The sequence below is a fragment of the Bacteroides fragilis NCTC 9343 genome, assembly GCF_000025985.1.
GTDB lineage: Bacteria > Bacteroidota > Bacteroidia > Bacteroidales > Bacteroidaceae > Bacteroides > Bacteroides fragilis.
This window is the reverse complement of record NC_003228.3, coordinates 1,992,093-2,005,615: the sequence shown is the minus strand read 5'-3', so window position 1 is coordinate 2,005,615 and position 13,523 is coordinate 1,992,093. Positions and strand designations below refer to the sequence as shown.

The following is a 13,523-nucleotide window of genomic DNA, read 5'->3' as shown; positions in this document are numbered from 1 at the left end:
TACTAAGTTCTATCGGGACGGTAGGCGAAAATGGAGAAAAAATACGTAATAAAATTATCGCATAACGCATTTATAATCAATAGATTGAATCTGTAAAAATCAAAAACAAATGAAGATTTCAATACTTATTTCAGCTAAAAAGCGATGGTATCATAACAGTATAAAATAATAAAGAAATACTCCATGAAAAAGGAAAAAGGTATAAATCCATTCCATGAAATAATAAAAATGCTTTTCTTGATCGAGTGCGAAAAAGAAAGACAAGGAAAGAAGCAAGTATAGCAATAATCACAATAATGTATTTAACATTATTATACAATCTTCAGCTATAAAGCTATAAAGTAATATCGAAAGTAGAATTATATGGCCAACCGTAGTTAGTATATGGCCGATATTGTGAAAAAGTAATTGAATTTATAAACACAAATAGACTGTTTCCAATCTTAAGAAGAAGTTTCGTATGTGACTTGAAAAGAATAAATAGCCTCCTCTTTATAATAAGTGTTTTTAATTACTTTTAAGGTATATAGAGTTGAAAATACCCTAATAATATTATCAGAATAATTTCCTAAAGTCTATAAAATGTGTGTGCTCTGCTTTCAGCAGGAGAATAGATTAACAATAAAAAGCCAACTGATTTATTGTCAGTTGGCTTATATTGATGGTATTTAAAGAATATTTCTAAGTGATGTCTTCAATTTCTCACTTATCATACCCTGGTGTTTGTTCCAATTTTGGGTCATTATTTAATGTATTGACGTCTATCGGCCACAACAACTTATGGGCTTCACTTTCTTTAATTAATGGAACTCTTTCATCAGGAGTCTCATTGTTGGGATAATTAGCTGCTACTGAAAAAGCTAATGATTTTCCGTTTGCATCGTGCATACGTACTACATCAAACCAACGTTTACCTTCCCAAACAAATTCTTTATCACGTTCATGTAAAATAGTTAACTCATTGTCAGCATAACTTCCATCAGTGTATGCGAATTGTGGATGCCAGTTCTTACCATAAGCCCGCTTACGTACTTCATTAACGTAATTTGCACATTTTCCTGAAAGGGCATTTTCTATTTCTGCCATCATCAATAGTACATCGGCATAACGATATACAATAATATCTGTATCAAATATACGCTGGTTGTTAGAATTGACAGAACCGATACCCTTTTTCATAGCAATGCCAAATCCTTCCTTTTGGGCACTACCATAATGATCCATGAAAGTAGCGTCGCGTCGCATATCTTCATCATCATATGAATCCCAAAGTGCCTTCTTATATTCATGAAGGAATTGCCCTACTGTCCCTTTCAAATCTAAAGTATCCTGCATTAATTTGCCATCACGGCCATAGCGTTGCCCTTCGAATATATTACCATAATAAATAAAAGGACCGGCCCAATTAGTTGCTTCTCCATCTTTAAAACGAATGGCAAAAATAATTTCATCATTTGCTTTTTTAGAGAAGACCTCTGAAAAATTATCTAATAACGAGAATTGGTTGATTAAAGGCTGGAGAGCTGTCTGAGCAATTGCCAAATCACTATTTCCTGTGGCTTGATGATCGCCTGTAGTCACTTTTGCTGACCACATGTAAACTTCAGCTTTTAACATTAAGGTTGCATATTTTGTCCACATTGCTCTATCTATAGTAACATTATTTCCAAAATTTAATTCAGAAGCCTCAAGATCACTTTTAATAAATTTGAGTATTGTTTCAGGAGTAGAACGTTCCGTATAAAGGGCATCTGCAGATATCTTTCCTCCTTCAAGCACTTTGACATCAGTAATCAAAGGTACGCCACCATAAGTTTTATATAACATAAAATAATACAATGCTCTCAAACCGTATGCCTGTCCCAAGTAAAATCCTTTTTTACTTTCACTTAAAAAGGAACATCCGTTTGACACCTCCGATATAAAATGGTTTACCTGCATAATTCTACCATATAAATCATACCAATTACTAATACCGGTATTGTCTTTAGTCAACATATTGTTTTTAATAGGATCACTATAAGACATAGATGTACCCAACGAAGATGTGCCATAACGAGATGTACCTCCACGAGCTTCCCCAAGTACATAAAACATGGTATAGGAACTTCGTAAATTATTGTGTAAGCCATTCATATATCCTTCTACTTGAGCTTCTTTAGTCCAAAAGTTACCACTGCCGTAATAATCTTCTGGCGAAAGATCTAAAGCGTCACATGAAACATACAGCAACGCTGATAAGAATAATAAAATAGATGTTATCTTTTTCATATTTGTTACAATGTTAATTTTTTAAAAGGAAACATTTACTCCAAAAATAATAGTTCGTGGTAATGGATATCCTCCATTATTACTACTGCTCTCAGGAGAGTGCATATGCTCAGCTTCTGTCAGATAGCCAAGATTTTGTCCAGTAATAGAGAAGGAAACATCGTTCATTCCAGCTTTTTTAATTAATTGTGAGGGCAATCTATATGCTAAGCTAAGTTCACGAAGAGCTAGATAATTACCATTGAAAGTGAACATAGAACTACTACGTGCATAATTACGTTTTCCTAACTGATCAGCCCACGTGTAAGTTGGATATTTGGCGTTTGGATTTTCAGGTGACCATGTATTTTTGGTATCTGAGATTGTATTATAAGTTCCCTGCATATTACCCATGATCCAAGGAGTCTTCCAATCAATTACAGTAAAGCCTAAAGCATAATCAAAACGTGCTGATAATGTCAGATCTTTCCATGATACAGTCGTATTGAAGCCACCAGTCCATTTGGGCGTTGTATTACCGACTTTCACTTGATCATATACGTCAATGACGCCATCATTATTCACATCTTTCCACTTTACATCTCCAGGTTGTATAGGTAAACCTTTACTTTTTTCCTGATCTGTTAATTTAGCCCATGCTTCCGGACCATACAAAATCTTATTGTTTGAGCTGTTATTTCCTGTAGACTTATCGATCAAATTTCCTGGAATTTCGGATTCGCTTCTGTATAATCCTTCTGCTTTGTATGCATAGATGTCACCTGGGCGCTGTCCTTCCTGATAACCTCCTACCCACATCTTCTCATAGCTGCCATCATCCAATTTGCGACCTGTATACACCTCCATGGCATTCTGACGATTTCTCTCCAGTCCATTGTATGGCAATTCCAGAATTTTGTTTATGTTATAGGCAGCGTTCAGATTGATATTCCACTTCCAATCACGTTTCTCAAGCACTTTAAAACCAAATTCCAGCTCAAGTCCTTGATTCTGTAATTTACCGTTATTTGAGGTTATACCAGAAACCCCTGATGAAGATGGCAAAGGAATAGTGGCATATTTATCTTCCGTTCTACGATTGTAATACGTCATGTTAGTATTGATTCTGTTTTCAAGAAAACTTAAATCCATACCTACTTCAAAAGTTTGTGAACGTTCCCATTGCAAATAAGGAATAGGGAGAGAACCTAATAGATACCCAGTATTGCCGTTATATTTATTACTTCCGTAAGATCCCTGCACTGTGTAATTACCGACCTAATCTTTATTTACATTTCCATTCAATCCATAACTTGCGCGCAATTTGGCAAAGGAAACTACTTGTTGGAGGGATTCCATAAATTTCTCTTTTCCGAAAACCCATCCTGCTGAAATTCCGGGAAATACTCCCCAACGGTTGTCTTTTGCTAATTTAGAGTAGCCATCCTTTCTTAATACGAATGATACCAAATATTTGCTTTGGAAGTCATAATTCACACGCCCAAAGAAAGACATAATGCGTTGGCGACTATGCCATGAATCAATATTACGTTTTCCTTCTTCATTACTTGTAAATTGAAGATCACCAAAATCGTCAGTCGGAGCACCCGATCCAGAAGCGTTAAATCCTTTTTGATAAGCATCGTAGTATTCAAAACCTAACATTGCAGCCAGATAATGATCTTTCGTAATTTGATAATCATAATTTAAAACCGCATTGTAGGTCTGATTGAGCGTTCTATCAAATTCTGCTGATGTAGAACGAGATGTATTCATGTTATTGGGACTTGACAAGTAGTCTTGATTGAATGCTTCATATTTAGCTTCATCAAAGTACCAGTTTGCTGTCAACTTTAAATTCAGTCCTTTCATTAATTTTATATCGAAGGATTGTACCATGGTAAATTTGTCGGTGTTGTTATCACGCTTAAACTTACTTAAATTGAATGACTGGTTCCCATCAGAAGAATTAGGACCTAATAACATTTCACCATCAGCGTTGTAACCACGGAATGTAGGAGGTAATGAAAGCATTCGATTGAAATATTCCACTTCACCTCTGGAACCAGGAGAAAGTCCATACCAAGTAGCATCTGCAAAATTAAACGATGAACTGGATGTAAGCCAAGGTTTGATTTTATAATCAGCATTAAACGTAAATGTTAGACGTTTATACCAATTCCCTGTAGCTGTACCATCTGTATTATTATATCCGATTCCAGCATAATAATTTCCTTTATCGTTACCTCCAGAAATACTGATATTGTAGTCTTGAGAAAGTGATGGAGTATGTAGGTTGAACGAGGCAGGATCTGTATTCTTATAAATTATTTGATCACCATATACAGGATCTGTCATGGTTTGCCAACCTTGCTTCAATAAAAAAGCCAGATCATCCGTATATTTCATTGTACTCCATACGGCACGCACGTCTTTATTTCCATCAAGTACGGCCCCGGTACTAGGATCAAAATAGAGATTACCCGTACCATAGGGAGTTGCATTATTTAGACTATTCATATCTGCTGTACCAACCCAATTACCTTTGGAATCTTTATAGATTTGCCCAGAACGTTGATATGCCGTACGCATCCAATAGATATAATCGCCGGCATTCATAAATTCATAAGGATTATTATAATAGTTGATACCGACTTTAGCCTTTACACTGACCTCACCTTTACCTTCTTTACCACGTTTAGTAGTAACTAAGATTACACCATTATTAGCGCGAGCACCATAAATAGCAGTGGCACCGGCGTCTTTTAGGACTTCCATTGACTCAATATCCTCAGGATTGATATCACTCAGACTTCCACGGACTTGTCCGTCTACTAACACTAATGGAGATCCCGTTCCGTTATAATCGGTACCACCACGTAGGATTATAGTAGGAGTAGCTCCTGGATCACCTGAGGTCTGAAGAACACGTACACCCGATACCGCCCCAGACAAAGCTTGTGCCGGATTGGAAAAGAGTCCTTTTTGTAGAACATCTTCCTTTACTTTGCCAATTGAATTGGTCACTTTGGTACGCAACTGTTTGCCACCATATCCTGTGACTACTACTTCATCCAACATTTCAGAGTCTTCTTTCAATTTAATATTGAAAGAATTTTTGCCCTTTACATCGAGTACCTGAGGCTGATATCCAACATAAGAAACTTTGATCTTTCCGTTAGGATCGACCATTAATGTAAACTTACCGTCAATGTCAGTAATTACACCATTGGTGGTACCGACCTCGACAACACTCGCTCCGATGACTGATTCACCGCTAGCATCCGTAACCACACCTGTGATTGATTTCTTTTGTGCCATGGCTCCAAGAGAACATAAAATGCACAAAATCAAGAAGATGGTTTTCTTCATAAGTATTGCTTTTTGAGTTAATAATAAAGATGTTTATATGTGTTTTTGGTTATTTAAACTAAGTTCTATCGGAACCACATCAAATTATCACCCTCAAATTACTAAATAAGCAATAGCATTACATACCTATAAATCATCTACTTAACCCCATATCAACACATTAATTATCAATGTATGATGTACGAATTTAATTCATTTAGAACAGTATCATAATAGTCATTCCCCCACTTAAAACATGAACATTGTAAAAGCAGGATAATGCTGATTATAAGTCATATATAACATCAAAGTAGTATTTTGCAGCACCAAAACATTTCCTCCTCCCCTCCCCCTTATACAGATATCAGATTACAACTCCAGTAATGATGATATAAGTTTACAACATGAGTGACAATAAAAAACCACCCTAATTATTAATATTTAATAATTAGGGTGGTAATTATATAACTCAACTATATGTTTTAACTAACTACAATTTAACTTTTGCTATCAATTTACGAATCTTACCTTGTCCTATAAGAGGAGCATGAGGATCCTCCGGATATACTATCATGAATTGCCCAGGAAGCAAATCAACAAAGGTGGTAGGTGCATCAGAGTAAAGAGCACAATCACCGTTCGCCTCATAAGGTTTCACTTCATCTTTCAGATCTTCGATAGCCTTCCAACCAATAGTCTCAATACCTTCCAACAAAATATGTACATCAATATAATCGCGATGTAGTTCCAAAACTTGCTTGTCACGTGCAACACACTCAGGATTCACGTTATTGATAAATAAATTATCACCATCTATCTCAATTCGTCCTAATTCGGCATGAAATAAATCATGTGTTTTTACGTAATCAAACAGAGTTTTAAACAGTGGGTGGAGTCTTTCCACCCGTTGACTGTTTTGCAAATTAGATACAATCATTTCCTTTTATTTTTTTATTCCATATTATCTGTCTTCGGACGCAGGAAGTAGAGTTGTACTGCCAAAGCAATAAATACAATGATAGCTAACATGGCAAAACCTAAACCCAAATTTCCTCCATCGGTCCACTTACCCAACAAATCCGTGATAAACGCTCCTGCAAATACTCCGGTCATATTCATGATACCATATGCTGTCGCACGGTACTTTGAAGAGACAAACTGACAAAGAATAGGCATATTATTAGCATCAAAAATACCATAACCGATACCGAATAATAATCCGGCTCCCACAACAGCAACAAAACTATGCCCGAATCCCAATAACAATAAAGAAGGAATAGTCAATCCCAAGCCTATTGCACCGGTATATACACGACCACGGATGTTCTTTTGTACCCATTTGTCAGAAAGGGTACCACCTAGAATCACGCCAATAAATGAAGATAATGCAATCGTGATAGTCGACATAGGTCCGGCCTGTGACATTGGAATATCAAGATTTTCAGCGAACAGAGTAGGCAACCAATTCTTAGTAGCCCAACCCGGCAAACTAGGTGCTGCAAAATAAAGTAATATCACCCAGAAAGCTATGTTACTGAACAGCAACGACAAACCTTTAAACAAGCCAGCTTTTTCACCATTCTTTGATGAAGGTTTCAAACGTTCTGTTTTAACGTGTTCTTTCTTATCTTTCAGAAATAATACCAAAACCAAAGCATAGGCAATACCAATAATACCAAACCAATGGAATGTGGTATGCCATGAGAAAGCAGCGGCAACAGTAGCTCCAAATCCACCAATAGCTTGTCCGGTATAAAGACCAGTCATGTGGATACCGACCGCTAAAGAACGTGACTTTTCAGTATGATAATCGGCAATAAGAGAAAGACCGGCCGGAATATAAAGAGCTTCGCTCACTCCCATTAATGCACGCAGCCAAAAAACCTGATTAAATGTTTCTGCAATACCCATCAAATAGGTTACAAAAGACCAGACAAAAAGACTGCCGACAATCAGCCACTTGCGATTCAATCTATCGGCAATCATACCGGAAATCGGGCTCATAAGGCCATAAATCCAAAGGAAAACAGCCATTAAACGGCCAAAATTGGTTGCCGACTGAAGTTCCACAATATCTACCTGCATAGCATCTTTCATTGTGCTAAGCATTTGTCGGTCCATATAATTGAGTAGGGCTACCCCCCAAAGGAGGGCAACCACTATCCAAGGATAAATTTTTGAGTTTTTCATGATAAAAATAAGAGGTTATTTTTCTGACAGTAATTCCTGACAAAGTGCGTAGCCTTTCGTCATCATTCTAGGAATGTGGAATGGTCCCTTAAACAGATTTCCTTTCGCAGGCTGAGAAATCGTTCCGTCACGATGGAGATACCCATACCATTCACCAAACTCTGCATCAGGAAAATGGGCATAAGTCCAGTCACTGATCTGTTTATGCATAGCCAGATATTTTTCATTTTTAGTAGCTTGATACGCATATAGAGTTGCGATAATCGCTTCGGTCTGTGGCCACCAGAACTTCATGTCATGGGCATAATCCTGTGAAGGCAGGTTTCGACAATCACGGAAATTTATAATACCCCCGTATTCTTTGTCCCAGCCCCACTCCCACGACCAATCCAGAATCGTAAGTGCTGTATCAACCATTTCCTTATCCCAATTGCGGTTCTTGGCTTCTTCCAAAATAAACCATGAGGTCTCGATACAATGACCGGGATTAATGGTACGAGTGGCGTTCGTATCTATAAACTCTCCATTGGGACCTACAGTCTCAAGCAGAGCTTTAAACTCCGGATGCATAAAGTCTTTGTGCAGAATTGCTATAGACTCCTCTATTTGCCGATCCAAAACCGGATCGTTAATAGCGGCGCGAATGCGGGAAGCTACATTGATAAGAATCATAATAATAGAATGTCCCTTCATCTGTACACGTTCACAATATTTGGGCTCCAGGATTCCCGGAGTCGAAAGGAAGTGACGGATATCATTGAACAATTTCAAAGCTTTTACAGCATAACTATGATCTCCTGATGCAATGGCATATTCGGACATTGCAATAGCAGCAAATGTTTCAGAAAAGACATAACGACGTTTACGAATAGGTAATCCGGTCTCGGTTACTTCAAAAAACATACGTCCATCCGTATCAAAACAATGTGCTTCTATGAAATCGAGAGTGCTTTTCGCAGCTGCCAACCATTCAGTATTACGCTCAATGTGATTATATGCATATGAACATGTAAAAGCAAATCTCCCTTGGAACCAAACAGATTTGGTGGTATCCATCAACTGACCATCACGGTCGACGCAGGTATAAACACCTCCGTTCTTGCGATCCCAACCATATTTCATCCAAAAGGGCATGATGTTGCTTATCATGTCATTTTTATAAGAGTCAGACCAAGTCTGTAAATATTCTGTAGTATTCATAACAATCGCAGTATTAGTTTATCTTAAAACTTATTGCAACGATCGAAGAAATGAATAGCTTCCAGCTCAGCCTTCATACGTACTTCTTCATCGTCCGTCATATTCTGGAAAGGAGTACGATTTTTACCCAAATCCAATCCTATCAACTTCATGATTCGTTTTCCACCTACGATATTTCCACGGAAATGACAAATGACATTAATAACTTCCTGAGAGAAATTCTGTAATTCACGTGCTTTCTCAAGATCACCTGCTTTCCATGCTTCTATAATACCAACCAGATTTACACCATTGTAGTTGGTAGTTCCGCCAATACCTCCCTGGGCACCTCCCATAGCTAGGCATGGAAGGATCGTTTCATCTTGTCCGTGAAGCATATCAAACTTACCCCCTTTATACAAACGACACTGATTGTATTCATACATACTTTCAAAAGTATATTTTATTCCGGCAAAGTTAGGAATACGACCGTCTACTGCTTCCAAGAAAGCAACCATTGACAAGAATGCTCCATTAAATGCAGGAATATGATAATAATAGAAAGGAAGATCGGGAGCACCGCAAGCGATTTCTTCACAATACTTCACCAGCTCTTCGACACGACCTACTTTAGGAAAAGGAGGAGCCATGGCACCAATTCCCCATGCACCGATTTTTTGAGCGTGTTCGGCAAGCTTGCGACTTGATTTTACACAGCAACTACCTACATGTACAATCACCTTAAATCCTTTAGGTGAAACTTCTACCCAACGTTCAGCAAGCTTCATACGTTCTTCATCGGTCAACATATATCCTTCACCGGAAGATCCATTAATAAATACTCCTTGCAGTCCGTTCTTTACTAACATCTTAGCATACGCTTCAATTGGTTCATAATTAACCTCTCCATTTTCATAAAACGGAGTAAAAGGGGCATTGATCAATCCAATAATCTTTTCCATGATAATTTCGTTTTTATATTAATGATATAGATTTTTAATATAGATTGGGAACAGTTTTTCATAATACACTCTTGATATCCTTAGTATATCGCTACAAATATACGCATATTTATTAAACAATCATCATATAATAAAATATTTTATTAATAAAAAGAGATTCCAAAGATCTACTTAATAAAATTCATTCACTATTATTATTAATTAAAAACAATAGAGAAACATCTTTTCACCTTATAAACCCTAAATTAATAAACAAATTAACTATCTTTGTAGATATTACCAAAATTATTAATCTATATGAAACAACATCTTTTAAAAGAAATAGAACTAGGTACCAAAAGCGCTCTTCTCAAAAAGAAAATTATTACACATTATATATATAATGGCAGTTCAACAATTACCGACCTGTCTAAAGAATTGGATCTTAGTGTCCCTACAGTCACTAAGTTTATCAGTGAAATGTGCGAAGAAGGTTATATCAACGACTATGGTAAATTGGAAACAAGTGGAGGACGGCACCCTAACCTATATGGCTTAAATCCTGAATCCGGCTACTTTATAGGAGTCGATATCAAAAGATTTGCCATTAATATCGGCTTGATCAACTTCAAAGGTGATATGATGGAACTTAAAATGAATATTCCTTATAAATTTGAAAATTCAATAGAAGGATTGAATGAGTTATGCAAACTCATTTCAAATTTTATCAAGAAGTTGACAATAGCTAAAGACAAAATATTAAATATCAATGTAAATGTTTCCGGACGCGTTAATCCGGAATCCGGATATAGTTTTAGTCAATTCAATTTTGAAGAACGCCCATTATCTGAAGTTTTAGCTGAAAAATTAGGGTATAAGGTAACAATAGATAATGATACGCGTGCCATGACCTATGGAGAATACCTAAAGGGGTGTGTAAATGGCGAAAAAGATATTATCTTCGTAAATATCAGTTGGGGGCTAGGTGTTGGAATCATCATCGATGGCAAAATTTATACAGGAAAATCCGGATTTTCCGGAGAATTCGGCCACACCAGTACCTTTGACAATGAAATTATCTGCCACTGCGGCAAAAAAGGCTGTCTCGAAACAGAAGCTTCCGGATCTGCGCTACACCGCATCTTGCTGGAACGTATACAAAATGGTGAAAACTCAATCTTATCCAATCGTATAGGAGACATTAACAATCCTATAACCTTGGATGAAATCATTGCTTCTGTAAACAAGGAAGATCTTTTATGTATTGAAATAGTGGAAGAAATCGGGCAGAAATTAGGCAAACAAATTGCCGGACTTATCAATCTTTTTAATCCGGAACTTGTCATTATCGGAGGAACAATTTCGCTGACAGGAGACTACATTACTCAACCAATAAAAACAGCTGTCCGCAAGTACTCACTTAATCTGGTCAATAAAGACTCGGCAATCGTCACTTCAAAACTAAAAGACAGAGCCGGTATTGTCGGAGCTTGCATGCTTGCAAGGAGCAGAATGTTTGAGTGTTAAAGCTCAAGCATTCGCTGTATAAATACTCGGGCCGCCTCCTCATCAGTTGCAGGAGGTGCCCAAGATGCTAAATTTTCAGGAATAAGAGGAGCAAAAGGCCCTTGCTTTATTTCATAAATAACGGTTCCAGATTCTAAGACAACGATAGTATGCCATACACAGGGAGGAATCTCAATTCCATAATGTCCCTCAGCTGGATTCAAATGAACCTTTTCCGTTACATTACCCTCATCATCAAACAGGATAGCCAACAAGCTACCTCTCAATACAAGATAAACTTCTTCCTTATCCGGATTCTTATGACGATGTGGCGGCAAGTAAGTTCCCGGCTCCAAAGCATTCAACATCCTGTGAATAGGAGCATCCATGGAGTCATGGAAATTGTAATTCATCCGCAGGCGTGAATTCTCTTTTGCCTGATCAGTCACTTTATCAAGAAGCCCTTCGGTAATCAGTTTCATTATTCCTCTTTTGAAGCTACACAATCCGTTGAGACTGTAACCAAAGCGCATCCCAACCCTTCAACTCGCAGTAACAACTTATTATTTCCTTGGCACTCAACTAGCTCAGCTTCCAATCCTTGTAATTGTCCACTTATTACTCGCACTACGGTTCCAGGAACAAACTCATTTGGCGCAAACTCGACCAGTTCGCAAGAGTGCTCTATCATAGTCTTGAAAGTCTCCATTTGAACTTCCGGTATAGAAACATATTGTCCCTTTTCCTTCAGTAAAAAAGCTACTCCATGAATACCGGCTACATGAGCAATCTCCTCAGAGGAGATGTGCACAAATAGACATCCCGGAACAACAGGAATGAAAATCTTTTTCTTGCGATTGTTCCACAAACGAACTACCGGTTGAAGAGGCAAATAGTTTTCAACGCCTATCTTATCCAGTTGTTCCTTCACTTTCTTCTCTGCTCTCGGTGCTGTATATACAGCATACCAGCAAGAAGTATTTTCTTTTATTTTTCTGGCTGTTTCTTCCATCCGTTCAATAAATCTTTAACAAAGAGAATCCATCCTATACTACCTACACCCGCTAAGAATACAAAACCAATTAAAATCATGATTTTATTAGGTTTAGCCGGTCTCAAAGGAACTGTAGCAGGTTGTACTACAGTATAAACAGGAGTTATTTCCTGTACTTTAGCTTTCGCCAATTGCAATTGTTGCGACACTTGAGTGAATACTCCATAAGCTAAATTCATCTCATTCTGCAAACGCTCTTGCTCTGTACGGAAACTTTGCATAATGATATTTTGATTACCATCCATAAAACGAGCATATTTCTGCTGCGCTTCATAGTAGTTCTCCTGAGCTTCATTAAATAGTTTCTCAGTAAAAGCCAAATCATGACGCGCTTTATTGGTACGATAATCTGTGATATAATTTTGCAAACAATGCATTACCGTATCTGTTAATGCTGCAGAAATTAATGGATCCTGCATTGTCACAGTAAGTGTAGTCACTCCTGTTTTCTTATCTACCGAAACAGATATACGATGACTCAAAGCATCCGCTATTCCAGCTTGATCTGCAGTCAAATAGAAAGGATCTATCTTTGCATCTCCCTGTTCCTCCGGTGCATCTTTAAACAAAGATACAACCCAACCTAATGCTTTGAAAGGAGCTGATGCAACCGCTCCCCACCAAGGAGCCCGTTGATATTTATCCAAGTACTCATACAGAGTTGTATTAATCTTGCCTTTCTGATCAGCAACCTTCACATCGAACATTTCCAATAGAAAAGGTGTGGAACTAACAATATCAGGATACAATTCGGGAGAAAGTGCATCTTCTCCGGTTGAACTGCCAAGATTAATACCGGCCATAGCGGCTAATGCCCCCCTGCCTCCAGTAGAAGACTTGCTACCTGTTTCCGGTGCCAGTGTTACACTTGTAGAATACTCTTTAGGAATACTAAAAGCCACTACAAGTCCTACTAACACGGCAACACCACAAACCTTTAATACTAATTTACGACCGGCCCAAACTTTCTGAGCCAACTCTATCAGATCAATTTCTTGTTCCTCAGATTGCGGAGTCGTTTTATTTATATTCTTATCTTCAGTCATAGTTAT

At 37.6% G+C, this 13,523-nt stretch carries 9 protein-coding genes and 1 pseudogene; 1 reads left to right on the top strand and 9 read right to left on the bottom strand.

Features of this window, described 5'->3' with window-relative positions; genetic code table 11:
- Nucleotides 1-702: 702 nt before the first annotated feature.
- The 6 genes and pseudogenes from BF9343_RS07940 to BF9343_RS07915 form a co-directional block, all read right to left on the bottom strand.
- Nucleotides 703-2,271, bottom strand: a complete 1,569-nt coding sequence (locus BF9343_RS07940) for a RagB/SusD family nutrient uptake outer membrane protein (protein ID WP_008659443.1) — start codon at nucleotides 2,269-2,271, stop codon at nucleotides 703-705.
- Nucleotides 2,272-2,292: 21 nt separating this feature from the next.
- Nucleotides 2,293-5,622, bottom strand: a pseudogene (locus BF9343_RS07935) (SusC/RagA family TonB-linked outer membrane protein).
- Nucleotides 5,623-6,091: 469 nt separating this feature from the next.
- Nucleotides 6,092-6,538: a YhcH/YjgK/YiaL family protein gene (locus tag BF9343_RS07930; protein ID WP_010992632.1), complete on the bottom strand. Its 447-nt coding sequence runs from the start codon at nucleotides 6,536-6,538 to the stop codon at nucleotides 6,092-6,094.
- Nucleotides 6,539-6,552: 14 nt separating this feature from the next.
- Nucleotides 6,553-7,791 (bottom strand): MFS transporter, encoded by a 1,239-nt coding sequence (locus BF9343_RS07925; RefSeq protein ID WP_005793004.1) that lies wholly within the window; start codon nucleotides 7,789-7,791, stop codon nucleotides 6,553-6,555.
- Nucleotides 7,792-7,806: 15 nt separating this feature from the next.
- The gene (locus BF9343_RS07920; protein WP_010992631.1) at nucleotides 7,807-8,991 is read right to left on the bottom strand and encodes an AGE family epimerase/isomerase; all 1,185 of its coding nucleotides are present in this window, start codon (nucleotides 8,989-8,991) and stop codon (nucleotides 7,807-7,809) included.
- 23 nt (nucleotides 8,992-9,014) lie between these two features.
- Entirely contained in the window at nucleotides 9,015-9,932 is a 918-nt protein-coding gene (locus BF9343_RS07915) for a dihydrodipicolinate synthase family protein (RefSeq protein ID WP_005786611.1), read from the bottom strand.
- Nucleotides 9,933-10,229: 297 nt separating this feature from the next.
- Here BF9343_RS07915 and BF9343_RS07910 point away from each other — a divergent pair, with 297 nt between their 5' ends.
- Nucleotides 10,230-11,438, top strand: a complete 1,209-nt coding sequence (locus tag BF9343_RS07910; protein ID WP_005786608.1) for an ROK family transcriptional regulator — start codon at nucleotides 10,230-10,232, stop codon at nucleotides 11,436-11,438.
- Here BF9343_RS07910 and BF9343_RS07905 read toward each other — a convergent pair.
- From BF9343_RS07905 to BF9343_RS07895, 3 genes are read right to left on the bottom strand one after another with little or no spacing between them, the layout of a single operon-like run.
- A complete protein-coding gene (locus tag BF9343_RS07905) occupies nucleotides 11,435-11,899 on the bottom strand; it encodes a WbuC family cupin fold metalloprotein (protein WP_005795020.1) in 465 nt (154 codons plus the stop codon). The genes BF9343_RS07910 and BF9343_RS07905 overlap by 4 nt on opposite strands.
- Nucleotides 11,899-12,429, bottom strand: coding sequence for a UpxY family transcription antiterminator (locus BF9343_RS07900; protein ID WP_010992630.1), 531 nt, complete (start codon nucleotides 12,427-12,429; stop codon nucleotides 11,899-11,901). The genes BF9343_RS07905 and BF9343_RS07900 overlap by 1 nt, the downstream gene beginning before the upstream one ends.
- Nucleotides 12,405-13,517: a Wzz/FepE/Etk N-terminal domain-containing protein gene (locus BF9343_RS07895; RefSeq protein ID WP_010992629.1), complete on the bottom strand. Its 1,113-nt coding sequence runs from the start codon at nucleotides 13,515-13,517 to the stop codon at nucleotides 12,405-12,407. Before BF9343_RS07895 ends, BF9343_RS07900 begins: the two co-directional genes overlap by 25 nt.
- Nucleotides 13,518-13,523 lie beyond the last annotated feature (6 nt).